The organism is Shimia sp. SK013 (assembly GCF_001292625.1).
Lineage (GTDB): Bacteria > Pseudomonadota > Alphaproteobacteria > Rhodobacterales > Rhodobacteraceae > Shimia.
Window position 1 is genome coordinate 269,601 of the sequence record NZ_LAJH01000012.1, and the last position, 24,734, is coordinate 294,334.

The following is a 24,734-nucleotide window of genomic DNA, read 5'->3' on the forward strand; positions in this document are numbered from 1 at the left end:
TGTATATACGTACGATATGCGCTCGCGTCAAGGCGGGCAGGTTTTTCAAGGGTTTCGTCGTTTTGCGCGCAATGTCGGATCGGCCTGAGTTGGGTCTTCTGGCCAAGGGTGTTTGGGGTAGCGCCCACGCATGTCTTTGCGAACATCCGCATAAGAGCTCGCCCAAAATCCGGGGATGTCCATGGTGGTTTGGACGGGTTTCTGTCCTGGAGAGAGAAGTGTGACGCGCAACGGCGTGCGGCCCACCATTGGGTGGCTGGTTTGACCAAACATCTCTTGCAGGCGCAGGGTGATTTCCGGGGTCTCGCCGGAGTAGTCGATCGGGATTTTGCGGTTGAGCGGCGTGGTGAAGTGCGCAGGCGCGAGGCGGTCAACAAGCTGCATCTGCGGCCAATCAAGGCGGGTGCGAAGGGCTTCCAACAGGTCGAATTTCTTCCAATGATCCGAGGTTTTCACGCCAGACAGATGTGGCAATAGCCAGTCTTCAATCGAGGCCATCAACCCTTTGGGCGTCATGTCCGGCAAGTCGTGACCCGCGGTGCGGATCAGCTCGACCCGCGCCACAAAACGGTGTGCGGCAGGCGCAAGCGTTATGCCAAGATCGCGCACACCGTCCAACATGGCTGAGGCTATGGCGTCGTCCGGCGCGTCTTTCCAGATGCGGTCATCCAGCGCGATGGCGCCAAGGCGTTCTTGGCGTCGGGCAATGACCCGCCGTTCCCGTTTCGACCACGTGCAGGTATCAATCCATTGAATTTGTTCGATAAACAGGTCGCGAAGTTGGGATTCTGAAATTTGAATAGCTTGGCGGATGCGGGCTTCGCGCGGGTTACCGTCAGTGTCGGTCACAACGATCAGGCGGGCATTTGCCATTGGATCGCCGTCGTCCAAGATGACACCTTTGCCGCCCGACAGCACGAACCGCGGCGTGTCGCCTTTGCGGCGAAGGCCGATGCGGTCAGGGTAGGCCAGTGCCGCCATTTCTTCCGGGGCGAGGCTGTCTGAGCGCAGGTCCCTTGTGGATTGGCGCAAGCGCTTGGCTTCGCTGCGGAGTGTAGCGAGAGTGGCGCGGTTGACGCTGAAGGGGCGGCGGTTGGTGAACGTCTGCAGATCGTTTAGCGCCTCAAGCCGTAGGGCAAGGTCGACCGGCGCGCCCCGGCTGAGCGGATCGCGTGCGGCCAAAAGGGCAGCGACGGGCGCAGCCTGCGGGCCCGCGACGGCCATCATATGCGCGAGACGTGGATGCAGGGGCAAAGTGGCGAGGGTTTTGCCGTGCGTGGTTATGCGATTGTTGCTGTCTAGCGCGCCGAGCATCCGCAGGACGGTTTGCGCTTCGGCAAAACTTCCCGGGTTGGGAGGTGTCAGAAAGGCGAGGCCGTCGGGTGTCGCGCCCCATAGTGCCAACTCAAGCGCCAGACCCGTGAGGTCGGCGGCCTCGATCTCGGCGGGGGGGTAAGGCAGCAGGCCGCCTTCTTCTCCTTTGGTCCACAGGCGGTAGCAGATGCCTTCGGCGACACGACCGGCGCGACCTTGGCGTTGGGTGGCTTCGGCGCGGGTGACCCGCTCTGTTACTAGGCGCGACATTCCGGATCCGGGATCAAAGCGCGCGCGGCGGGCGCGACCAGCATCCACGACAACGCGTACGTCCTGAATGGTGAGAGAGGTTTCGGCGATCGACGTCGCCAGAACCACTTTGCGGCCTTTGTCGATGGGGCGGATTGCGGCCTGTTGGTCTTTGAACGGCATGGCGCCAAAAAGGGGATGCACGGTGCAACCCGGCGGCAAACGCAGGGCAGATTGGGTGCGGCGAATTTCGCCTTCGCCGGGAAGGAACACCAGAACGCCGCCATCGGTTTCGGCAATGGCCTGTTCAACCAGACGGGCGGTGGCCTCTTCCAACCGCTCGGTTTTGGCCAGCGGGCGGCCGCGCCAGCGGGTTTCCACCGGAAAGGCGCGGCCCTGCGAGGTGATGACCGGCACGTTGCCCATCAGTTCGGCCACCGGGTCGGCGTCAAGCGTCGCGGACATGGCGACAAGGATCAGGTCATCGCGCAGGGCGTCCGCGATCTCAAGGCACAGGGCGAGGCCAAGATCGGCGTTCAGGCTGCGTTCGTGGAATTCGTCAAAGATCACCGCGCCGATGCCAGAAAGCTCGGCGTCTGATTGGATCATTCGGGTGAGGATGCCCTCGGTCACAACCTCGATGCGGGTGGATTTGCCAATTTTTCTGTCGCCGCGCACGCGGTACCCGACGGTCTCGCCAGCCTTTTCGCCCAGCGTCTGGGCCATGCGCTCGGCCGCCGCGCGGGCCGCGAGGCGGCGTGGCTCCAACATAAGAATGCGGCCTTTGGTGAGGCCCGCTTCAAGCATCGCAAGCGGCACAACTGTGGTTTTGCCGGCGCCGGGAGGGGCTTGCAGCACGGCGCGATTGTGCGCCCGCAAAGCGGACAGCAGCGGGTCAAGCGCGTCGTGGATCGGCAAGGTGGTCATGCCTGCGTTATCAGGCAGGACGTGGGCGGCGTCCAGTGGTGAGATCGGCCGGAATCAGTCTTTGCGGAACAGTTTGGCCTTGCCGTGGCGCGATGTCAGGTGGATTTCGGAGGCCTGCCACATGTCTGCTACCCGCTCGTAGGTGATAGACAGGGGCGAGGTTTTGAGTTCTGCCAGCTCGTCGGCTGAATAGCCCCCGATGCGATCATAGGTGCCGGAACAGGTGACCTTGTTGGCGTCACCGTCGCGGTTTTTCAGGGTGATGCGAACAAGGCGTGTGCCGTCAAACTGGGTTTGGTCCAGCTGGCACAGCGTGGCATCTGTTTGGTCGCGAAGCGTGAGCCACATCATTGTCATGGGGTCAATGGCATCCTGTTTTGCAGTGTCTGGGATCGGCGTTTCGGGATCTTGTGCGCCGGCGGTTTTGGTGGGCAGGCCGTTGGCAAAACGCAATTTGGTTTCCGACACGCGCCGACCGGTGTCGATTGACCCGTCATAGGCAGCGGGCACCAAGCTGGCTTGGCGCACAGCGCCGTTGGCGGCAATTTCAAACCGGATGCGTTTCAAAATCCCCGCGAGCCCTGTGGTTTTGAATGCGCCGCGGCCTTTGTAGGTCGTCGAAGTTTGTGAGGTCGCCACCCGCAGTTCTCCGACTTTGAGGCCAAACGCGTGAACGGACCAAAGTTGGGACTCGTTGGCCGCGGCCGCGGTTGGCAGGATCAGGGGTGCGCAAAGAGCGACCCGTTGTCCCAAATGGCGCAAAAGTGGCCGGCGGGCTGGACAAGAGTGTTTTGGGCGGGGCATGAAAAGGGCCTAGATCATTACAGGTGACGGAATGGATATCGCAGACTTGCGTGACAGGATATTGAACCAAGAGCGTCGGGCGCTTGCAAGGGCCATCACGTTGGTTGAAAGCGCACGCGAGGACCACCGGGCGCAGGCCGCGCAATTGCTGGACGGTCTGCGCGGAAGTGGCCGTCAGTCGTTGCGCATTGGGCTGTCGGGCACGCCGGGTGTGGGCAAATCCACGTTCATTGAGAGTTTTGGTATGATGTTGACCGCGCAGGGACTGCGGGTTGCGGTGCTGGCGGTGGATCCAAGTTCAGCCCGCTCAGGCGGGTCGATTTTGGGGGATAAGACGCGGATGGAGCGGCTGAGCCGCGACAAAAACGCTTTTATCCGGCCATCCCCCAGCCAGACCCATTTGGGCGGTGTCGCGCGGCGTACGAGAGAAGCGGTGGCGCTTTGTGAAGCGGCAGGATTTGACGTTGTGTTGATCGAAACGGTGGGTGTTGGGCAATCCGAAACTGTCGTGGCAGAGATGTCGGACCTATTCTTGTTGCTGTTGGCACCTGCGGGTGGCGACGAATTGCAGGGGGTGAAGCGCGGCATTATGGAGATGGCGGACCTGATCCTTGTGAACAAAGCCGACGGAGATCTGAAATCCGCAGCCATGCGCACCTGTGCCGACTATTCCGGCGCCCTGCGCCTGCTGCGAAAACGTCCGCAGGATCCCGAAGGGTTTCCCAAGGCGATGACGGTTTCGGCTTTGCAAGAAGACGGTCTTTCCAAGACGTGGGAAGAGCTGTGTTCGCTGACCGAGTGGCGCAAGGAGGCCGGACATTGGGCCACGCGGCGGGCCGATCAGGCGCAGTATTGGTTTCATGAAGAGTTGCGGCAAGCGTTGTTGGCGCAGCTGCAAACAAAAGACGCGCAGGCCGTGATTGCCGAAATGGGCCGCAAGGTTGCTGCGGGGGACGTTGCGCCGTCCGTTGCGGCGGACCAAGCGCTCGCGGCTCTGGGGATTACTCAGAGCTGAGACGAGGCGGTTACGCGCCGCGCGGGGCGGCGGCCCTGCGCAAACGGTCATTGATCGCGCGGCCCAGGCCATGTTCCGGCACAGGTGAGACAGCGATCGGGGTGTCTCCCTCTTGATCGAGCCTATGCAGGTGGTGAAACAGATTGGCAGCGGCTTCGGTCAGGTCGCCGGACGGGCTTAGGTTCAGCGTGGCGCCGTCTACCTTACCAAACCCTAGCAAGCGTTCGGTTGTTTTGACCTTGATCGCGTTCAGTCGCACTGGCGCGCCGGGGGCATAGTGTGACGTCATCTGGCCTGGTGCGGTCAAAGCGTCGCCATCCTGATACAGCGCGAGTGATGCGCCAAGCGCGGCCTCAAGGGCTTCCAGTGGCAAACCGCCCGGACGCAATAGGCGTGGCGTGTCCGCGAGACCCAATATGGTGCTTTCGACCCCAACGTCGCAGGGGCCGCCATCAACCACGGCTTCGATGCGGTTCGACAAACCGGCAAGAACATGGGCAGCCTCGGTTGGGCTGATACGGCCGGACGGATTGGCCGAAGGCGCGGCGACGGGACCATCAAACGCCTTGAGCAAAGCCCGCGCCACTGGGTGGGCAGGGATGCGGATCGCCAACGTGGGAAGATCAGCCGTCACAAGCGGGGAAAGTCCGGCGTCGGGCCGCAAGGGCAGCACCAGTGTTAGCGGTCCGGGCCAGAAGGCGCTGGCAATCCGATCGGCCGTGTCGTCCCAAACGACGTAGCGTTTGGCTGCCTCAACATCCGGCACATGCACAATCAAGGGATTGAAGCGGGGGCGGCCTTTGGCCTCAAATATGCGTGCCACAGCCAAATCGCTGCGCGCATCCGCGCCAAGCCCGTAAACGGTTTCGGTTGGAAACGCGACGAGCCCACCTTGACCGAGAATGTCGGCTGCGCGGGTAAATCCGGTCGCATCAGGCGTGAGGGTTTCAGTTTCCAACGGGGCGGCTCCTGTGACGCTGCGTTCTTCTATCATAGGGCTCTTTCGCCCCTTACCGTAAAGCGAAATGCTGCATACAAGCCGCAGCAGTTAATGCCAAGCCTGCCGGAGAATGTTATGCCGTTTCGCGCCCCTGTGACCGATTTTCAGTTCCTATTCGACCATGTCGTCGATTTTGCCAACGTGACTGCGACCGAGCGGTTTGCCGACGCGGATCGCGAAACCACCGAAGCCATCCTGCTGGAAGCCGGCAAAATGGTCGAAGAGGTGATGGCACCATTGAACCGCGCGGGCGACCTTGAAGGCGCCCGATTGGAGAATGGCAAAGTGCGCACGTCGCCGGGTTTTGGCGAGGCCTACAAGCAGGTGGCAGACGGTGGCTGGATTTCAACAAGCGCGGATCCGGAATACGGCGGCATGGGCCTGCCGCATTCGATCACCACAGCTGTTAATGAGATGATGGCCTCGGGCTGTTTGGCATTGCAGCTGAACCCGTTGATGACGCAGGGCCAGATCGAAGCGCTGGAACATCACGCCAGTGACGAGATCAAGGCGCTTTATCTGCCCAAACTGATCTCTGGTGAATGGTCCGGCACGATGAACCTGACCGAACCTGCCGCGGGATCGGATGTGGGTGCGTTGCAGTCCAAAGCGGTGCCAAATGGCGATGGCAGCTATGCTGTGACGGGTCAGAAAATCTATATCACGTGGGGCGACAACGACTTTACCGAAAACGTCTGCCACCTTGTGTTGGCGCGTTTGCCTGATGGCGTTGCGGGCACCAAAGGCATCAGCCTCTTTATGGTGCCAAAGCTCATTCCGGATGAGAACGGCAAACCTGGCGTGGCGAACACTCTGGGCGTTGTGAGTCTTGAACATAAGCTGGGCCTGCACGGCAGCCCGACTGCTGTGATGCAGTTTGACGGCGCCAAGGGTTGGCTGGTTGGTGGGGAGCATGACGGCATGAAGTCGATGTTCACCATGATGAACAACGCCCGTCTGGGTGTTGGCGGTCAGGGTATCGGCGTCGCCGAAAGCGCCTATCAGTATGCGCTGGGCTATGCTTTGGAACGCAAACAGGGCCGCACGCCGGTTGAAGGCGGCACTGGCACCATTCTGGAGCACGCCGATGTGCGCCGCATGTTGGCAGGTATGAAAGCCGACATCTTTGCCGCGCGCGCCATCGAGATGTCTTGTGCTGTGGCAATCGACATGAACACGGCAACCGGTGACAAAGATTGGAAAGCCCGCGCGGCATTCCTGACGCCGATTGCGAAATCCTTTGGTACCGAAGTCGGCATGGATGTCGCCCAGCAGGGCGTGCAAGTTCATGGCGGCATGGGCTTTATCGAAGAAACAGGCGCGGCGCAGTTCTTGCGGGATGTGCGGGTGACGGCGATTTACGAAGGCACCAACGGCATTCAGGCGATGGACCTTGTGGGGCGCAAGTTGATGGATGGCGGCGACGCGGCCTATGCGTTGTTGGATGAGATCGAAGATTGTGCAGAGAAGGTGCGCGAGAGCATGTCTGATCTTGCCGAGCCGCTGTGGCAGGCGACCGAGACGTTGCGCGAGGCCACCGAATGGATGGTTGCGCAGACCGATATGAATGAGCGTTTCGCCGGATCGGTGCCGTTCCTGATGGGGTTTGCCCGCGTGTTGGGCGGGTATTTCCACCTGAAAGCGGCCATTGCCGAGGGTGGCGAAGGCGCGCGCAGCAAGCTGGCAGCGTTTTATATCAAGCGGTTGTTGCCTGAGCACTCTGGTCTTCTTGAGCACGCGATGCAGGGTGCAGCCGGTATTTATGCGCTGAGCGCGGAAGAATTGGGAGCCGCTTAATGAGCGACACAAAGGCTGCAGCTATTCGGTATCCTTGGGAAACCCCACCTGAGGTTGGAGAGGCCATAGAGGTGGCCGAGGGGGTTTTGTGGATGCGGTTGCCACTGCCGATGGCGTTGGATCATGTGAACGTCTACGCCCTGGACGAAGGCGATCACTGGACGATCATCGACACCGGATTTGACACCAAAAAAAGTCGCGCCATTTGGGGCGACCTTTTGGCCGGTCCGCTGGGCGGCAAACCCGTTGGCCGTGTGATCGTGACCCATCACCACCCGGATCACGTGGGCCTTGCAGGCTGGTTTCAGACCGAACATGGCGCGAGCCTTTGGACCACGCGCACGTCGTGGCTTTTTGCGCGGATGCTGCAACTCGACGAGCAGGCGGTTCCGCGTCAGGAAACTCTGGATTTTTATCGCAGTTGCGGCATGGACGAGGCGATCTATCAGCAGCGGGCCAGCGAACGGCCGTTCAATTTCGCCGACGTTGTGGCGCCAATGCCGTTGGGGTTCAAACGCATCAAGCAAGGTGACGTGATCGAGATTGGCGGGCGCGTCTGGGACGTACACGTCGGCAACGGCCACGCGCCGGAACACGCAACGTTCTGGAGTCGTGACGACAATCTGGTGCTGTCAGGCGATCAAATCCTGTCATCGATCAGTTCCAACATCGGTGTCTATGCCACCGAGCCAGAAGCTGATCCGGTGGCGGATTGGTTGGAGTCTTGCGAGCGGTTGTCCTTGTTGGTGCGTGAGGATCAATTGTTCCTTGGCGGCCATAAGTTGCCGTTTACCGGCGCGCCACTTCGGATGCGGCAGTTGATCGACAATCATCATGGTGCACTCAGGCGGTTGCGTGACCATCTGGACACGCCGATGACGGCGGCCGAATGTTTCATTCCGTTGTTTAAACGGAACATCGAAGGCGGGGCATATGGGCTGGCCTTGGTAGAGGCTCTTGCGCACCTGAACCATCTTTATCATGTTGGGACTGCACGGCGCACGGTTCGGGATGACGGCGCGTATTTGTGGCAACGCATCGACTGAAAAGGTCACCAAAATGAGCACTGAGATCAATACCACCGCTGAAGCCGTCGAGGCGTCGGCCCTGCCGCGCAGCCATGAAGTGCATTCTGATCCTGACGCCACCCCTGTAGAAGTGCCTGACGGCGTTGCCAAAAAACCCGTTGCTGAGAAAAGCCCGGCCGAATGGGCCTATGAGCGACTGATTATGTACATCCAGAATTTCGAGAAACAGCTGGACGGCGACCACGAAGTGGCAATGGGGTTCACTGGCGGTGATGCGGGTGTGATGCGCATCGAAGGCATGGGGTTCTTTGATCCCGATATTGTGACGTTTTACGGTAGCGACAGCAACGGTATCAAAACCCAGTTGGTGCAACACGTGAGCCAGCTAAACGTGTTGTTGCGGGCTTTGCCAAAGCCAGCAGAGCAGTCCGAAGCTGCACGTATTGGATTTCGGCTGGCGGACGATCTTGAGAGATCGTGACACCTGTGCGTCAATGTCGTGGTGACAGGGCTGCATGAATCGGGTATCCAGCCGAAAATGAATGTGATCAGGTTTCTGATCAGAGGGAAAGAACGCTTGGGCCTGTCCTAAGCCAGCGAACTAGAGGGAACGCGACAATGGCGGAACATGAACACGGCACGATGGACACCAAGGTTCAGGAAAAGACCTTTGATGGCTTTGTAAAATGGTCGATCGGCGTTGCAGCGGCTTCGATTGGTATCCTGATCTTTATGGCGCTGTTCACCAGCTAATTGCGGGATTTAGCGTCATGAAATCGGTGTTGCGTTTGTGTGCCGTGATTGCGGCTGTTGTGTCTTTGTCGGCTTGCACGGTGCGCAATCCGGTTAAGGAAAACTCTCCTGATACAGAGGTTCTGGCCGCGCGTTATGTGCATGACGGGCCAGCCCGATTGACGCTTTATACCATGCGGTCCAACCGCAACGGGTCTGGCGCTCACACGTCGCTGATGATCAACGGATCGGAGCGGATTGCGTTTGATCCGGCCGGCTCTTTCCGAAAAGAAGGTGCGATTGTCGCCAAGAACGACGTGGTATACGGCATGACCCCTTGGTTGGTGGATCAATACACCCGGTTCCACGCGCGCGAGACCTATCACGTTGTGGTGCAGTCTCTGGACGTAAGCCCGCAGGTCGCCGAAATGGCACTGCGCAAGGCGCAATCTTTGGGGCCGATTCTGGAATCGCAATGTGCGCAGTCGACGTCGCAGATTTTGCGGGGATTGCCGGGATTTGAAGACGCGCCATCGACGCTGTTCCCGGTCAAGCTTGAAGAATATTTCGCCGCAAAAGGCGCGACCTATGAGCGTCTGTTCGAATATGACGAGGATGACAAATCCAAGGTTCTCGCAGCTTTTACGCCGCAGTACGAAGACGAACCTACGAAGCCGACGAATTAATCGCCGGCCTTTTTTCGTCAGCCCAGCAGAAACAATCCCAAATAGAGCGTGGCGGCGCCGCTGAAAATTGCGGCAAGCACGTTTTTGGTGAAATATCCGACGCCAAGCGTGACCAGCGCAGCAGCCATGCGCGCGGGATCGGGCTGACCGTTGGTCGCTGCGGGCCAAAGGACAAGTGGCGCCACAAGGCCGGGCAGCACGGCGACCGCAGTATAGCGTAGATGGCGCAACACCCAAGGCGGCATCTCGCGGTCGCCAACCAGCCCCAGAAACAAGAAGCGCAGGCCGAAGCTGCCAATCCCCATCGCGATGATGATGATCCAGAGGTCGGATTTATCAATCATGATGCGTCCTCGCTGCCAGACTTGCGTTCTTGCCAGAGTTCGACTTGTGCGCCCGTCATCATGCCAACAACGCCCGCCACGATCAGGCCGAGGTTCCACGGCAGAAACGCAAACAGAATGGCGCAGGTCACAGACACAAAGGCGGCGGCCACATGCGCGCCGGTGCGCAGCATGGGGCCGATCATAGCGATGAAAGTGATCGGCACCGCAAAATCAAGCGCAAGTTCGGGCGGGATCGATTGACCCACCATCGCACCAATAAGGGACCAGAGATACCAGTTGGGCAACACCGGAGTGATAACGCCAAAGAAGTAGGAGGTTTTCTGCGCTAGCGTCATGTCGGGGTTCTTTTCATACTCCAACGTGCTGAGGGCGTAACTTTGATCAACCAGCGTGTAAGCCGCAAAGGCGCGCCGCCAAAACGGCAAGGCACCAAGGTGAGGCGTGAGCGAGGCAGAGTACATTGCCATGCGCAAGTTCACAGCGAGGGCCGAGGCAATCACAACGACGGTTGGCGCGTTGTCGTTCATTAGCTGAAGCGCGGTGAATTGCGCGGCACCCGCGATGACCACCGCCGAAAAGGTCATGGTTTCAAAGACGGTCAGCCCTGCTTCGGTTGCGACAACACCAAACAGCAGCGCAAATGGCGCAACCACGAGGATAAACGGCAAACCGTCTTTGACGCCGCGCAGATAGGTGGATCGGTCATAATAGGAGGGCATCGGGACTCGCAACAGGGGTAAGAAAACACTCAGACTGCAAAGGCGTAGCGCGGTATAAAGGGGGATGCAATGAACGATGATTCATCTGTGGTCACTTTGACAAAACCGCATTAGGTTTCGGTGAGCTGGAGGAGCCTATTTCATTGAGCGACCAAGAATTATTGCAAGACTATATTATCGCGCCAGATCCCGGTGCCGCGCGGTTGACGCGGGTCGTGACAGGTCGCGATCAAGAGGGCCGTGAGACCACAATTTCAGTGGTCGAGGAGCGCCCGCTGACGATCTATCTGAACAGTCAGGAGATCGTCACCGCGATGACAATTGGCGACTATCCCGAATTTCTGGCGCTGGGGTTTTTGCTCAATCAGGGCATGGTCGCGCCTGATGATGAGGTGACGGGCGTTCAATATGACGAGGAACTTGAGGTGGTCGTGGTGCGCACCGCGACCGAAACCAACCACGAGGAAAAGCTTGCCAAGAAAACCCGCACCAGCGGTTGCGCGGTCGGCACGGTGTTTGGCGACATGATGGAGGGGCTGGCGGGCGTTGTGTTGCCGCCGACGCAGACGCGCACATCGGACCTTTATGCGCTGGCACACAAGATCAACCGCACGCCGTCGCTTTATCTCGAAGCCGGTGCCATCCATGGCACGGTGCTGTGCCAAGGCGCGCGACCGCTGGTCTATATGGAAGACGTCGGGCGGCACAACGCTGTCGATAAAATCGCGGGCTGGATGTTTCAGGAAAGCGTGCGGGCGGACGACAAGGTGCTGTACACGACGGGGCGTCTGACCAGTGAGATGGTCATCAAGACTGCGATGATGGGCATTCCGGTGCTGGTGTCGCGCTCTGGATTTACGGCATGGGGCGTGGAAATCGCACAGCAGGTCGGCCTGACGCTGATAGGCCGGATGCGCGGGCAGCGGTTTGTTTGTTTGAGCGGCGAGGACCGGCTGCTGCGGGATGTTGACCCGAAGAGCGTCGGCGATGAAGACAAAAAACACCGGCGCAAAGGGGCGGGGACGTGACGTTTGAATTTGAGCAGAATGGGCCGGTGGATGCTAAGGTAATGGCGCGGGCGATAAAGGGTTGCCCTAAGAAGCACGGCAGTCTCCGATCAAGAATCGTGAGTTTTGCGCTGGGATCATTCCTTGCAGCAGTCTTGGGTGTAGGTGGTATCGCGATTGCGATTGGTGTCGCTTTCAAGGTCGGTTATGGGCAAATTGCACGTGACATGCCTGTCGTTTTTGGCGGCTTTTTCTTGGCGCTCCTATTATGGAAATTGGCGTTTGCGTATAATTTTCGTGTTCACGTCGGTGCCATATTGAAGTCGCCGATCTATTCTGGAAACACACGGTGTTCCTTCGGCAAAGAGGGTTTGTCGATGGCAACCGACAACGCCAAATGGGAGGTTAAATGGCCCGCTGTGACCAGTTTCAAGGCTACAGCGGACGGCTTTTTCTTCTACTCGGGCGCTTATGTTTATGTCCTGCCTTCAACAGCCTTTGGCAATGCGGATCGGGATACCTTTGTCGGCGCCATCAATGAGTGGAGAGCTGCCGCATGAAACAACCTCTCGGCGTGATACTTGCGGGCGGACAGGCCACGCGTTTGGGCGGAGGCGACAAGGGGCGCTTGATGCTCGGCGATCGCTCGATCTTGTCGCATGTGATTGAGCGGCTGGAGCCGCAAGTGGCGGGGCTGGCGCTTAATGCCAATGGCGATGCCACGCGATTTGACGATCTGGGTTTGCCGGTGATCGCAGATGATCTGGACGGGTTTGCGGGACCGCTTGCTGGTGTGCTGGCGGGTCTGGATTGGGCGGCGGAACAGGGCGGAGAAACCATCGTAACAGCTGCGGCGGACACACCGTTTTTTCCTTGTGATCTTGTGCCGCGTCTATTGATGGCAACAGACGGTATGGAGCATCGTCTGGCGTTGGCGGCGACGCCGCGTGGCGAAGGTGAGGCAACCAAATCCATGTCCCGATCCGGCCTGATCCGGCACCCGACTTTTGGCCTCTGGCCGGTGGCATTGCGTCATGACTTGCGGGCGGCGCTTGACGGAGGCTTGCGCAAAGTGGTGCTGTGGACCGACCCGCATGACGGGCGATTGGCGGAGTTTCCTACCAGCCTTGGGAACCCGTTTTTTAATGTGAATACTGCCGAAGACCTCTCGGAGGCACGGCGCATGGTGGGGGCAGTATGACTCAGAGAATTTACGGCGTGGTGGGCTGGAAGAACGCCGGCAAGACAGGGTTGATGGAGCGACTTGTGTCTGAGATCACGGGTCGCGGATTTTCGGTTTCGACAGTGAAACATGCGCATCATACCTTTGACGTGGATCAGCCGGGCAAGGACAGCCACCGTCACCGCACAGCAGGCGCGCGCGAAGTTCTTTTGGCGTCAGGCGCACGCTGGGCATTGATGCACGAGCTTGCCAAAGAGGAGGAGCCGCCGCTGGAGTTGTTGCTGTCAAAACTGGCGCCGGTCGATTTGGTGCTGGTCGAAGGCTATAAGCGCGATGCGCACCCCAAAGTGGAGGCGTTTCGGGCTGAGACCGGCAACCCTTTGATTGCACCAGATGATCCAACCATTTGTGCCATCGCAGCGGATGCGCCGGTCGCGAGTGACCGAGTGGTGTTTGATTTGAATGACACATCGGTGATTGCCGATTTTGTGCTTTCAGAGGTGGGTTTGCCGCAGACCAAAGGTGAGGCCAGCTGAGATGAACGACCCGCTTATGCCACCGCCGTTGACGGACGATTGTTTTGCGCTGCCTGCGGGCACCCATTGGACGCCGGTGGCTGAGGCGCATGCCATGCTAGAAGATCGTTTGGCTGTGGTGGTCGGGACAAAGACTGTTGCACTGGACGCCGCTTTGGATCGGGTGCTGGCGCAGGATGTCATCGCCCGACGGGCCAATCCGCCGGAAGCCAACTCTGCGGTGGATGGGTACGGGGTGCGCCATGCGGGCACGAAGGATGGACCGCAGACGATGGCGTTGATGACTGGGCGTTCGGCGGCAGGGGCGCCGTTTGAAGGCGTGCTGGCCGCTGGTCAGGCCGTGCGTATCCTGACGGGGGCGACAATACCGGAGGGCGTGGACACGGTGATCTTGCAAGAAGGCGTGACAACCGATGGTGCGCAGGTCGCGTTTCATGGTCCTCTCAAAAAGGGCGCTAACCTGCGGCAGGCTGGAGAAGATGTGGAAGCGGGCGATGTGATTTTGACCGAAGGGCGGCGGGTGACACCTGCGGATATGGCGCTGGCGGCAGCCACTGGGGTGTCGGACTTGCAGGTGCGAAACCGTCTTCGGGTCGCGGTGCTTTCCACGGGTGACGAGTTGGCCCAGCCGGGAGAGGACGCGCGGGCGGGCCAGATTTATGATGCCAATCGGCCGATGTTACTGGCGATGATAAACCGGTTTGGCTTTGAGGCAGTAGATGCCGGGCGGGCGCCGGATGATCGGGCAGAGCTGAAACGCATGATGGATCGTGCTGCGGAGACGTCGGACTTGATCCTCACGTCGGGCGGGGCCTCTGCTGGAGATGAAGACCATTTGTCGGCGCTGCTCAATGAAAGTGGTGCCATGACGTTGTGGCGACTTGCGATCAAACCGGGACGGCCGCTTGCGTTAGGGATGTGGCGCGGAAAACCGGTGTTTGGTCTGCCGGGCAATCCGGTGGCTGCTATGGTGTGCACCTTGATTTTTGCGCGACCGGCGATGGGGGCTTTGGCTGGTGAGGGCTGGCGTTTGCCGGAACCGATGATGGTGCCGGCCAATTTCACCAAAAGCAAAAAGCCGGGACGACGCGAGTACCTGCGCGCGCGTTTGCGCGATGGCAAAGCGGAGGCATTTGCGTCTGAAGGATCAGGCAGGATTAGCGGTCTGAGCTGGGCCGAGGGTCTGGTCGCGCTGCCGGATGACGCTTGTGAAATAGCCCCCGGTACAGATGTCGCATTTTACAGCTACGCTGCATTCGGGCTCTGAGCTGCTTCTTATTCGCCTAAATACTCCGGACGCGACCTGCCGGAACCGCTTAAAATTCTGCTGCCAGCGACAACAGACTTATATCATTGGGGTTGGACTTTAACGCTTGCTGCATGAGCTCTTGCGCAGCTTCCAGCCCTTGTGCCTGTGCCACCATCCGAATGAGGCTGTGCCAGGCTTGCGGTGTCTGTGGGTTGATGCGCACAGCTTCGCTCAAGGCGGAAATTGCCGCCGGAACGTTGCCCGCGACCATCGAAAATCCGCCGACTTGCAAGTGAGCTTCTGCGAAATCCATCTGGTTGCGCAGGACGCCGCCAAGTTCCGCGTAGGCTTTGCCAACCTGCGCGCGAAGCCCTTCTGACATCCGCCCTGGTTGCTGGCTGAGTATTGCGCGCGCCGCGGCAATCCGTACCGCGCGCGTGTCATCGTTCAATCCGCGGATCAAATAAGGCTCCGAGATTACAGACGCGCGTTGGCGCAACGCCGAAAGCGCGGCGACGCGTACTTGGGGATCAGCGTCATTCATAAACGCACCCAGGTCGGAGACTTCGAGGCTAATGGCCCCATCGCGCAGGAGCCACAACGCGGTCGCACGCACGATGTCCGGCTGATCCAAGTCCTGAGCCAGCCCAAGTAAAAGCGGCGCGGCCGAGGTCGGACTCCGTCGCCCTTTGGCAAGAACCTCGCCATAGTGCGGCTGTTGCCATTGTCCGTCAGGGAACCATTCTTGGATTTTATCGGCGGCCCATGTGGCAGCTTGATCCGTGTGGCAGGTTGTGCACGCGTTGGGTGCACCCAGCACGTCACTCAAATCTGGGCGGGGCACGCGAAAGCTGTGATCGCGCCGGGCGTCGATACCCATATAGACCTTGTCGGTCATGTGGCAGTTCACGCACATTGCTGCGTCACTGTTTTGCGAATGGCGGGTATGGGCCTCGGTGTCGTAATCGGCCAAGGGCAAGCTTGGGAAATCCGGATTGCCCGCTTCGGAATGGCATTGCGTGCACACAGCATTGCCATCCGCAACCGTGTCGGCCGCGTGGGGCGTATGGCAATTGGCGCAGGTTACGCCCTTTTGGTGCATCTTGGATTGTAAGAACGAGCCATAGACATAGACCTCGTCCAATATCTGCCCGTCCGCGTGATAGAGCTCGGGACGCAACATAGCGAGGTTGTAGCTATCTGCAAAAGCCACTCCGGGCACAGGATTGCCGTCGCCAAAAGCCTCGCGTCGGGCGTGACATCCGGCGCATTGCGCCATTTGGCCTTCTGGATTGGACAGAACCTCGGCAAATCCCCAAAATTCCGGTCCGCTGACAGTTGGGTCTGCGGTTGTTTTGTTTGCAATTGCCACATGTGCCGATCCCGGGCCATGGCAAGCTTCGCATCCTACACCAATCTCGACCTGTCTTGAGGCATAGCTTCGGTTGCGGAAGTCGTAGTTTTTCTCAAATCCGGTGGCGTGGCACTCTGCGCAACGTGCATTCCAGTTCTTATAGGCACCGGACCAGTGAAACGCGTCCACAGGTGGCAAATCCTGATCCGGATAAAGGTGGTACCAGCGCCGCTGCTCCACATCCCAGACGATATCAAAGCTCTGTAAAAAGCCGTCGCCTGTTTCAAGGATCAGATGCTCCAGCGGATGCACACCACCAACAGAGTGCACCTTGTAAACGGTTGTGGTGGCATCGCTCTCTTGAACTGTGACGGTCAATCCGTCGGTGTCTTTTGTAAACTTTGCCTGCAGGCCGTTCGCGGAAAACATTTCGCCCTCAAAGGCGCCCACCAAAGTGTCCGGGCCCGCAAGCCGCCAGGCCTTTGCGTGATGGGAGCCTTGCCATGCGGCGTAGGCCTGTGTGTGGCAGTCAGCGCAGGCTTGGGACCCGATATAGTCTGCTGTCCCATCCCCGCCCTGCTGCGCAATTGCGGGCACACTTGCCGACAAAAAGACGCCAAAGACCAAGGTAAAGATCCGGAGGGAAATGCTGTCACGTGGCCAGAAATTCATAAGGGCCCTTTCGGCCGGCACGCAGTGGTTTTTGGCAAAGCCAGTGCCTTAGCGCCGGAGATAAAATCAGTCACTCGCCGACTATGCGACAGTATGGGAGGGACGCAAAGTCTGCATATCCACACAAGGCGAAAAATCTTTTAGCCATTGCATCTGGCTAGGTCGGATTAAGAGGCGGCAAAATGTTGGGATTGGACCGCGCCAATCTACTTTTACGGTCCACTTTGAACGCGTCGGAAAGCGCATCCCATGCCTCGGTTCCGTCTGGTTCTTTCCCATAAAAACCTTTCCCAACCGCCGCCAACGCGGTTTGCAAGCCAGACCCAGATTGACCGGGACAGCGGGCCTCCCAAAGAGGCAAGGCGCGGTAAACTTGTGAAAGATCATGGGCGCGGATCGCATCGGTCACCAATGAACTTGCATAAGCTTCGCTGTTGAACCAGCGGGCGCGACGCCGTTGCAATGCCGCAGTCACAGGCGGAACCACATACCGCTGAGACAGGCGCAGCGTTGCCGCCAAAATCGCCAGTATTGTGGCAACAACGACGATTTGACGTCGGCTGATCACGGGCTCTCTTGGTGCTGCGGGCGCATCAATCTCGACGGTTGCGCCATTCAATTGTGCCGTTTCGACTTTGTTGGTCTTGGTGTTGAACCACTGCACCGAGATTGCAGGGAGTTCCAGAGTGCCGCCAAATTGCGCGACATAGCTGGTGGTCTCAAGCCTCATGCCGGAAAGCACCCCGCGATCCTCACTTTCAGACACCGCAGCCTCTTTGGGGTAGGCCCGCGCCGCGTCAGTCTCGATTGGCGCAATCAGGGGTGGCAGGAAAAGCGCGGAACTACCTGTGATCTTGGCGGTGACGGTGCGTGTCAGGGCGTCACCTTCACCGAGCACCCCATCGTTTCCCTCAAGTTCTTGCGTCAGCGTGAGCCCCTGCGCCACGATCAGCGGATCCAATTGTTCTGCGCCGGGCGGGACCGTTGCCTCAAAGACGATTGGCCCCAAAGGCACATCAATTGAAATCGGCGCGCGAGTTTCGGGGTCGGCATAGGTCACCCCCACTGATTTTTGCGTCAGGGAAAACCTGCCCGGTACCATCGGGTACAAGCGATAGGCACGGCTGACACCCGACCACGTTTCGCCCTCGATGGTTTCGCTTACCGGATTGCTGGCACGGCTCGGCAGTCGCACAATCAGGTTGGGAGTTTCCATCGACGGGAACTGGGGCGGTTGCGGGAGCCATGTGGGCACCAAAACCGTTACTCTCAAGACAATTGGCTGGCCAACAACCGGCGGTTCTTCAGGCAATGCTGCGCGCACGATCACCGGCGGTTGAGAAATTTCCTGTGCGCGGATTTCACCGCCGATCCCGAGCATCAATAAGGCCAGCAGCACACGGATCATGGCTGATCCCTCGTGGCATTTTCCTGCACAAATCGGGCGCGCAGAAAGTCTCCCATATCTGTGTCCACAGAGCGCATCCACTGCTCGGCGGTTTGCATCGGCGGGGGTGTGTCTTCTTGCTCGGAAAAATCGGTGTCTGTCTCGGCGCCACGGTTGGCTTCATTGTCGAACACAACATCGTCCGCGCCGACGCCTGTTTCCTCTCCGGTGTCCCCTGCTTCGCGCGCGGACTCGACATACTCCAGAACTGCGCGGCTGACTTGCAGGTTCCATTCGGCCTCAGCGTAGTCTGGACGCAATGTCAAAGCCCTCTCATAGGCCGCAATCGCGGGCCGGTATTGGCGGTTTCGCATGCGTGCCAAACCCTCGGCAAACGCGGCCTCCGGCGTGTCGATCCGCGCATAAAGGTCGGCAGCCTCCTCGTAGTCGCCCGATTTGAGCAGCGCATAGCCACGCCACATCGGGTGTTGAAACCGCTTTGCCGCGTCGGAATAATTTTTGTCGCGCATGGCGATCATGCCGCGCTGATCCGGCGTGAAAAACCAATCAAGCACGTCTGCCCGCGCAGACGAGGGTGCGACGGTCCCACCCAACAGAAGGGCAACGACTGCCCAGCGCATCGTCCATCCGCGCCGGAACCAAATCAGCAACAGCGGCATCGCCAACCAGCCCAAGACCCATCCCCGGTCTTCCCATTCCAGACGCTCGTCTTCCAAAAGCGCAGCCCGGTACGCCGAGGCTGTGGCTCGCTCTATGGCTTTGATATCGGAGTCATCCGCGCTCAGGGGCACAACTGTGGCGCCGGGGATTTGCGCAAGCGCGCCAGTCGCAGCGCCTTTGGGCGCTGCCACCAAAAAAATCACCGGCGCATCTCCGGTTTGCGCATCCGCTGTAAAGGCTGCGGCATCGTTTGCGTCCAGCGCATCCAAGACAAACAGGATCGCGCCGGGCGTCTGGCTGCTCTGCAAAGCAGTTTTCGCCAGTTTGAGCGCGTCAGTCGCGTTCTCCCCCGGCGTTGGCATGACCGCAGGCGACAAAGCCTCTAACATAACCCGAAAAACATTCGGATCTTCGGTCAGAGGCGCAACCTGATGTGCGGTTCCACCATAGGCAATCAACCCAGTGCGCGCGCCTGCGCGGGCTTCAACAAGGTCGAGAATTTTGAATTTTGCGCGTTCCAGGCGGTTAGGTGGCAGGTCCGGTGCCTCCATCGATCGGCTCACTTCCAGCACAACAACCATAGGTGCGGTCTTGGCCAGCAACGGATTTGGCACACGGGTCCACGACGGTCCCGCCGCAGCCAGGCTAAGCAGGATCAGGCAGATAGCAACGCCGTCAATCGGCACAAAACGCCGGTCCTTACCAGCGCCAACGGTGAGCGCACGCGCAAGATGCGGCGCCATACCCCGCGTGGGTTGATCTGGTTTCACCAATTGATGCCGAATGGCCCACCAGAGCAGCCCGATTGGCAGCAGCAGGCCCAAAAACGCAGGGCGCAGGAACCGAAAGGCGCTGACGGCATCCCAAAACACATCCATCATGCTTTGGCCCTCCGCAAATCTGTCAGGTGTAAACCCAGCAGCGTCACCATGGCCAAAATAGCCGCGCAGCCAAACGCGATCCATGCCAGTGGGCGTTTGGGCTGAAAGCTGAGGGTTTCCGTCATCCGGGGATTGAGACGGTCGATCTCGTCATAGATATCCTGCAGACCATCGCGGCCAGAGGCAAAGTAAAACGCGCCGCCGGTGCGACGCGCAATGTCTTCCAAAGCTTGCAAATCAACCTTGTCATCGCCACTGCCTGATGGATCACCAACTCCGACTGTGAAGATTTTTACGCCTCTGTCGGCGGCAATTTCAGCCGCGTTCACAGGCGACATGCGGCTTGAGGTATCCGCGCCGTCAGACAACAAAACCATCAGTCTCTGGTCCACCTCAGAGGTTTCAAAAGTGCGGATTGCGAGGCCAATTGCATCGCCAATTGCCGTGTGAGGGCCCGCCATGCCAACCGTGGTCGCGTCAAGCAAATCGCGCACCACCGCAAGGTCTTCGGTAAAGGGGGTTTGTACAAACGCGCGGGTCCCAAACACAACGAGTGCCACTCTGTCGCCTGCGCGGGCTTCAATGAATTCGCCAACGACATCTTTGACGACCGCAAGGCGTTGTTGCGGTTCCCCATTGGTGTCTTTCATATCGCGCGCATCCATCGATCCGGAGATATCAACCGCGATCACAAGATCCCGTGCGGCTTTTTCAATTGTGGACAACTGACCCAGCTGCTCGGGTCGTGCCAATCCCAGCACAAGCAGCATCCAGACAAGCGTTGCAGCGACAATTTGCACGCGCTTGCGCGCCAGGATCGATGCCCCCGCCTTGGCTTGTACGCCCGCCGCCTTGGTCAGCTGCCGGAAAAACGGGATGCGGATCGCTTTGCTTTGTTCCCGATGCGGTGGCGCGAATTTCCAGATTAGCCAGGGCAATGGCAAAAGCAAAATCGCCCAGGGAAACGCCAGCGTGTAGGTCATTGCATCGACCCTGCCGTATGCGTCTTCAGCCATACGCGGCATTGCGCCTTCAGTTCGGGATTTTCGCGTGAGTTTTGGTGATAGGGGCCGGCGACAAGCGCCTCCGCCGCCAGGCCCGAAAAGGGTGCGTCAGGACAGTTTGAATTTAAAAACTGCACCCAGTCCTGCCCGACCAAAGAGGCAACTTTCCGACGAGGGAACGCCACCAAAGCCGCGCGGCGTATTATTCTTGCCATTGTGGCAGGGTCTGCTGCAACCGAGTGTAATTCGGCGAGCGCTTCGCGGCGATAAGCAGTAGCCCGCCGACGTCGGACCAACACCACACACCCCCAGGAACATGCCATCACGGTCGCGATGGCCAGCCAGATCCACCCTTGGGTTTCCGGCATCATTGAAATCGGCTCGGGTTCAGGTACCGGCTTGAGCAGGTTGAGCAGGTCGACAAGCCCAAGCCCGTCGGTGTCAGGAGCATCCGCCATCAGCGCGCGCCACCTTTGAGGCCCAACAGTTCCCGCAATTGCGGCACCGTGTCGCGTGATGTGGTCAACGGCAGCACCGGAATGCGGTATTTTCCAGCCCACCCAATCGATCTGGCGACGCGCCCTCGCGTAAACGACCCAATACGCTCGGCGCGGTCACCCTCTTGAAGGTTCAGATCCGCCTGCAATTGTCCGTCCGAAACCACAATTCGAAGGTCGTCGGGCAATCGGCTCTCTGTGGGGTCCGTGACTGGAAACAGCATCACATCGTTGTGCGCCGCCATACGACGCACCAGATTTTCTGTTTTCTCGTCGGCTTCGGAAAAATCAGAGAAAATCAGGATAAGATTGCCAGTGGTCGCAATGCGCGCAGCCGCTTCGAGCGGTTGATTGAGTGGCATGGACTGGGTCACAATCCGGTCCGCTCGCAGCGCGCAATTGGCATCCCCAATAGCTGACACAAACCGGTTCAACGCTTTTTCAGAGGCTTTGGGGCGCAATTCCGCGACGACCTCGTCGGAAAACACGATGCCTCCGACCCTATCGCCTTGCGCCCGGATCCGGAATGCAGCCAAGGTTGCAGCCTCTGCTGCGGTTACCGATTTCATGTTGTGCTGGCTGCCATAGAACATGCTCATGCGCTGATCGACCAGCAACAAGGTCGGCCGGTCCCGTTCTTCGGTATAAACCCGCACATATGGGGTGCCTGTGCGCGCCGTGACTTTCCAGTCAATTGTGCGTGTGTCATCCCCGATTTGGTAATTGCGCAGCTCTTCGAAATTCAGGCCCCGTCCGCGCAGTCGCGATGAGTGCCGCCCGTTCAATAAAGACCGGACCGGTTGGCGTGGCAACAGCGACAAAGCCCGCGCTGGACCCGAAAGACGACGCAGGTGGGCGTGATCGGCGTGTATCCTGGGGTCCAAATCTTGCGTTTTCTCAGCCATGCGGACCGCCTCAGGGCAACGCGACTTGCGCCGCAATTTCGTCGATTACCTGATCGACAGTCACGCCATCACCTTGCGCTTCGAACGACAACGCTATCCGATGCCGGAACACATCATGCAAGATCGCGCGCACATCTACCGGATCGACGTAGTCCCGGCTTTGCAGCCATGCATGCGCGCGGGAGCATTTGTCCAAGGCCAGAGACGCCCGCGGACTGGCGCCAACTTCAATCCACCGGGCAAGATCATCCGACAGCGCAGCCGGTGTTCGCGTCGCCTGCACGAGATCGGCGATGTAGCGATCCATTGCGTCAGACACGTGAATTTTCCCGATCTCGACCCGCGCAGCAAACACCGTGTCCTGCGCAATTGGTTCGGCCCGCTCCGCTCCGACGGTGCGGTGCGCCTTTTGCTCTTCGCTCCGGACCAGCCGGATCACGTTCACCTCTTCCTCAACAGACGGATAAAGCACTTGAACGTGCATCAAGAAGCGGTCCATCTGTGCCTCGGGCAAGGGATACGTCCCTTCTTGCTCGATCGGGTTTTGTGTGGCCATCACGGTAAAAAGTGGCGGCATTTTATGGGTGGTACCGGCAACTGTGACCTGTCGCTCTTCCATCGCCTCAAGAAGGGCGGCTTGTACTTTGGCAGGCGCGCGGTTGATCTCATCTGCCAGCACTACGTTTGCAAAAATGGGGCCCGCCTCAAAGCGGAACTCGGCGCCCTCGGACGTTTGGTGATACACCTCTGTTCCGGTCACATCCGCAGGCAACATGTCGGGCGTAAACTGGATGCGGGAAAACTCGGCCTCAAGATTGTTGGACAAGGCTTTGACCGCCCGTGTTTTGGCAAGCCCCGGCAAACCTTCAATCAGCAGGTTGCCATTCGCCAGCAAACCAATGATCAACCGCTCGATCACATCGCGTTGGCCAATAATGCTTTCGCCCATGCGCGTGCGCAATGTCGCGATCTGCTCGAGTGGGGACATGCGGGTACTCCTGCTGTTGTGCGGATTTAGGGAAAGACTTCGGCCAGTGGCGCGCCAAATGCACCCGACGGCATTTTTGTGCCAAGATAGGTGGCAATAGTGGCTGCCACGTCCACAGTTTCCACCCGCCGCGCGACACGGGCGGGCGAGATGCCAGGGCCTGCCACAATGATCGGTACATGTGTGTCATACGACCATGGTGACCCGTGCGCGCTTGCCACAGTCAGACCGTCAAAATCGGCAATGAACCAGTGGGGCTCAAAGACAATATAGATGTCGCCGGACCTCTCCGCATGAAAGTTCGCGCGCACAGCCTGCGAGATAACATCGTTGTTCAATTTGGAGTCGCGCAACCGCCAACTCGGAATGGCCCGTGCGACCCCTGGCAACAGCGCCAGCTCTTTGGCCAATTCGTCGGCCACGGTGTCAAGCTCAAGCCCCTGTTTGTTGATTTCCTTGCGATCCAGATAAACGTAGGGGTTCGAAAAATTCCGCACCAGCCCACCGGTGCTGCCTAGTTTGACTCGCAACCGCACGGTGCCGGGCTGCATGTCGGTGCGGTCAAAATCAAAGGTATCAGCCATTATGCCGTGTTCGGCCAGATAAGCGGGATGATCCGGCGCGCCGTGATCAGCGGACAGCACGACGAGCGTGTGTTCCAACCCCACAGAGGCGTCCACATGGTCTAGAAAATCCGCCAAGGTGTCGTCCAGCCTGCGAATGTTGTCTTCGGCCTCAAGCGAGGAGGGACCAAAAATGTGGCCGACGTAATCGGTGGAGCTGAAACTGACCGACAGGTAGTCGGTGACGTCATCTTGCCCGATGCTTTCCGCATTTATCAGCGTCTTGGCGAAATCGCCGGTTAGGGAATCCCCTGCGGGGCTGAGTGTTAGGAGTGTGGTGAAATATTTGCCGTCAGCAGGTCCGAAGTCGTGCGGGAAAACGCGACCATAGCCGGGGAAATCCGTCTCCCACGGTTGATCGTCCCGCTCACCAAACAGATAGGAATCGCGCGCGTCGCGCAGTGTCCACCACGTGTTTGCAAAGGCGCCGACTTTGCCGCTGTCGTTCCAATCCTTCACCCACTGGGGATAGTCGTCGCGGTAAAACGTCGAGGTGACAAACCGACCTTCGGCTTTGGAAAACCAATAGGCCTGTCCGCTGTGGCCCGCCATCGCGATGGCGCCGCGATCTTTGACGGAAACGCCAAAAACCTTGGCCTTGGGGCCATAAAACATCTGAATTTCGTCTGCGATCGTGCTGACCAGAATATTGCCGGGAGAACGCCCGTCAGTGGTCGCCGCGCGTTGCGTCGGGTCAATCTCGCTGCCCGCGTCGATGCCGGCCGCCCCCACCAGAGGATAATCGGGGTCCTGAACGTTGTAAAACTGACTGCCGGTTTCGCGGTCATACCAAAGGTTGGCAACCATACCATGCATCGCCGGATCGGCGCCGGTTGAAAGCGTGGTGTGACCCACGATGGTCTCGTTGTTGGCGTGGCGATGGTGGGCGTTCACGTAGGTCACGCCAGAGGCACGCAGACGGTTGAAACCACCGTCGCCCAATTCGGAGCCGTAGCGTTCGATCAGGTCACCGCGAAGTTGGTCCACCGTGATCTGTAAAACAAGTTTGGGGGGCGTCTGCTGTGCAAATGAGGGCTGAGGCAAAAACAATCCAGCACAGATGAAAGTGGTCAAAAGCAATTTTGACATAACCATTACAAAAGGTCCTGTTAACATAAAAAATGCGGCCCCAAGTTGGGGCCGCATCTA

24 protein-coding genes are annotated in these 24,734 nt (G+C 59.1%); 11 read left to right on the forward strand and 13 right to left on the reverse strand.

Annotated features, from left to right (window positions below):
* Positions 1-45: 45 nt before the first annotated feature.
* Both hrpB and SHIM_RS11040 read right to left on the reverse strand, forming a co-directional pair.
* On the reverse strand, positions 46-2,490 hold the full coding sequence (gene hrpB / locus SHIM_RS11035) for an ATP-dependent helicase HrpB (protein WP_054002697.1): 2,445 nt from the start codon (positions 2,488-2,490) through the stop codon (positions 46-48).
* Positions 2,491-2,544: 54 nt separating this feature from the next.
* Positions 2,545-3,294, reverse strand: a complete 750-nt coding sequence (locus tag SHIM_RS11040; RefSeq protein WP_054002698.1) for a DUF3108 domain-containing protein — start codon at positions 3,292-3,294, stop codon at positions 2,545-2,547.
* Between the two features lie 31 nt (positions 3,295-3,325).
* Here SHIM_RS11040 and meaB point away from each other — a divergent pair, with 31 nt between their 5' ends.
* Positions 3,326-4,309 (forward strand): methylmalonyl Co-A mutase-associated GTPase MeaB, encoded by a 984-nt coding sequence (gene meaB, locus SHIM_RS11045; protein WP_054002699.1) that lies wholly within the window; start codon positions 3,326-3,328, stop codon positions 4,307-4,309.
* A 10-nt stretch (positions 4,310-4,319) separates the two neighbouring features.
* On the opposite strand, the gene SHIM_RS11050 is transcribed toward meaB, so the two are convergent.
* Complete coding sequence (locus SHIM_RS11050; protein ID WP_054002700.1) at positions 4,320-5,303, reverse strand: L-threonylcarbamoyladenylate synthase; 984 nt, start codon at positions 5,301-5,303, stop codon at positions 4,320-4,322.
* 81 nt (positions 5,304-5,384) lie between these two features.
* On the opposite strand from SHIM_RS11050, the gene SHIM_RS11055 reads away from it, so the two are divergent.
* The 5 genes from SHIM_RS11055 to SHIM_RS11075 all read left to right on the forward strand — a co-directional run bounded on the left by SHIM_RS11055 (position 5,385) and on the right by SHIM_RS11075 (position 9,552).
* Complete coding sequence (locus tag SHIM_RS11055; protein WP_054002701.1) at positions 5,385-7,106, forward strand: acyl-CoA dehydrogenase; 1,722 nt, start codon at positions 5,385-5,387, stop codon at positions 7,104-7,106.
* Positions 7,106-8,152, forward strand: coding sequence for an MBL fold metallo-hydrolase (locus tag SHIM_RS11060; protein WP_054002702.1), 1,047 nt, complete (start codon positions 7,106-7,108; stop codon positions 8,150-8,152). Before SHIM_RS11055 ends, SHIM_RS11060 begins: the two co-directional genes overlap by 1 nt.
* A 13-nt stretch (positions 8,153-8,165) precedes the next feature.
* Entirely contained in the window at positions 8,166-8,615 is a 450-nt protein-coding gene (locus SHIM_RS11065; protein ID WP_054002947.1) for a DUF6173 family protein, read from the forward strand.
* 137 nt (positions 8,616-8,752) lie between these two features.
* On the forward strand, positions 8,753-8,887 hold the full coding sequence (locus SHIM_RS11070; RefSeq protein ID WP_054002703.1) for an aa3-type cytochrome c oxidase subunit IV: 135 nt from the start codon (positions 8,753-8,755) through the stop codon (positions 8,885-8,887).
* Between the two features lie 17 nt (positions 8,888-8,904).
* The gene (locus tag SHIM_RS11075; RefSeq protein ID WP_082358365.1) at positions 8,905-9,552 is read left to right on the forward strand and encodes a hypothetical protein; all 648 of its coding nucleotides are present in this window, start codon (positions 8,905-8,907) and stop codon (positions 9,550-9,552) included.
* A 17-nt stretch (positions 9,553-9,569) separates the two neighbouring features.
* Here the strand turns inward: SHIM_RS11075 and SHIM_RS11080 are convergent, their stop codons facing one another.
* Together SHIM_RS11080 and SHIM_RS11085 are read right to left on the reverse strand one after the other, a co-directional pair.
* The gene (locus SHIM_RS11080; protein WP_054002704.1) at positions 9,570-9,896 is read right to left on the reverse strand and encodes an AzlD domain-containing protein; all 327 of its coding nucleotides are present in this window, start codon (positions 9,894-9,896) and stop codon (positions 9,570-9,572) included.
* Complete coding sequence (locus tag SHIM_RS11085) at positions 9,893-10,618, reverse strand: AzlC family ABC transporter permease (protein ID WP_054002705.1); 726 nt, start codon at positions 10,616-10,618, stop codon at positions 9,893-9,895. Before SHIM_RS11085 ends, SHIM_RS11080 begins: the two co-directional genes overlap by 4 nt.
* Positions 10,619-10,761: 143 nt before the next feature.
* Here SHIM_RS11085 and SHIM_RS11090 point away from each other — a divergent pair, with 143 nt between their 5' ends.
* Genes SHIM_RS11090 through SHIM_RS11110 form a run of 5 tightly spaced genes read left to right on the forward strand, consistent with a single transcriptional unit; the run spans position 10,762 to position 14,611 of the window.
* Entirely contained in the window at positions 10,762-11,646 is an 885-nt protein-coding gene (locus SHIM_RS11090) for a formate dehydrogenase accessory sulfurtransferase FdhD (RefSeq protein ID WP_446740603.1), read from the forward strand.
* Positions 11,643-12,185, forward strand: coding sequence for a YcxB family protein (locus tag SHIM_RS11095; protein WP_152926525.1), 543 nt, complete (start codon positions 11,643-11,645; stop codon positions 12,183-12,185). Before SHIM_RS11090 ends, SHIM_RS11095 begins: the two co-directional genes overlap by 4 nt.
* Positions 12,182-12,826 (forward strand): molybdenum cofactor guanylyltransferase MobA, encoded by a 645-nt coding sequence (mobA, locus tag SHIM_RS11100; RefSeq protein ID WP_054002708.1) that lies wholly within the window; start codon positions 12,182-12,184, stop codon positions 12,824-12,826. The genes SHIM_RS11095 and mobA overlap by 4 nt, the downstream gene beginning before the upstream one ends.
* Positions 12,823-13,344 carry a molybdopterin-guanine dinucleotide biosynthesis protein B gene (gene mobB / locus SHIM_RS11105; protein WP_054002709.1) on the forward strand — a complete coding sequence of 174 codons (522 nt, stop codon included), beginning with the start codon at positions 12,823-12,825 and terminating at the stop codon, positions 13,342-13,344. Before mobA ends, mobB begins: the two co-directional genes overlap by 4 nt.
* Before the next feature lies 1 nt (position 13,345).
* Complete coding sequence (locus SHIM_RS11110; RefSeq protein WP_054002710.1) at positions 13,346-14,611, forward strand: molybdopterin-binding protein; 1,266 nt, start codon at positions 13,346-13,348, stop codon at positions 14,609-14,611.
* A gap of 49 nt (positions 14,612-14,660) precedes the next feature.
* Here SHIM_RS11110 and SHIM_RS11115 read toward each other — a convergent pair whose 3' ends face one another.
* The 8 genes from SHIM_RS11115 to SHIM_RS11150 form a co-directional block, all read right to left on the reverse strand.
* Positions 14,661-16,619 (reverse strand): multiheme c-type cytochrome, encoded by a 1,959-nt coding sequence (locus tag SHIM_RS11115; RefSeq protein WP_054002711.1) that lies wholly within the window; start codon positions 16,617-16,619, stop codon positions 14,661-14,663.
* A 157-nt stretch (positions 16,620-16,776) separates the two neighbouring features.
* A complete protein-coding gene (locus tag SHIM_RS11120) occupies positions 16,777-18,027 on the reverse strand; it encodes a BatD family protein (protein ID WP_082358367.1) in 1,251 nt (416 codons plus the stop codon).
* Positions 18,024-19,568 (reverse strand): VWA domain-containing protein, encoded by a 1,545-nt coding sequence (locus SHIM_RS11125; protein ID WP_241488840.1) that lies wholly within the window; start codon positions 19,566-19,568, stop codon positions 18,024-18,026. Before SHIM_RS11125 ends, SHIM_RS11120 begins: the two co-directional genes overlap by 4 nt.
* A complete protein-coding gene (locus SHIM_RS11130; protein WP_241488842.1) occupies positions 19,565-20,584 on the reverse strand; it encodes a VWA domain-containing protein in 1,020 nt (339 codons plus the stop codon). The genes SHIM_RS11125 and SHIM_RS11130 overlap by 4 nt, the downstream gene beginning before the upstream one ends.
* Positions 20,548-21,030 (reverse strand): DUF4381 domain-containing protein, encoded by a 483-nt coding sequence (locus SHIM_RS11135; protein ID WP_054002714.1) that lies wholly within the window; start codon positions 21,028-21,030, stop codon positions 20,548-20,550. Before SHIM_RS11135 ends, SHIM_RS11130 begins: the two co-directional genes overlap by 37 nt.
* On the reverse strand, positions 21,030-21,974 hold the full coding sequence (locus tag SHIM_RS11140) for a DUF58 domain-containing protein (protein ID WP_054002715.1): 945 nt from the start codon (positions 21,972-21,974) through the stop codon (positions 21,030-21,032). The genes SHIM_RS11135 and SHIM_RS11140 overlap by 1 nt, the downstream gene beginning before the upstream one ends.
* A gap of 10 nt (positions 21,975-21,984) precedes the next feature.
* The gene (locus tag SHIM_RS11145) at positions 21,985-22,962 is read right to left on the reverse strand and encodes an AAA family ATPase (protein WP_054002716.1); all 978 of its coding nucleotides are present in this window, start codon (positions 22,960-22,962) and stop codon (positions 21,985-21,987) included.
* A 26-nt stretch (positions 22,963-22,988) separates the two neighbouring features.
* Positions 22,989-24,680 carry an alkaline phosphatase family protein gene (locus SHIM_RS11150; RefSeq protein WP_241488844.1) on the reverse strand — a complete coding sequence of 564 codons (1,692 nt, stop codon included), beginning with the start codon at positions 24,678-24,680 and terminating at the stop codon, positions 22,989-22,991.
* Between the last annotated feature and the right edge of the window lie 54 nt (positions 24,681-24,734).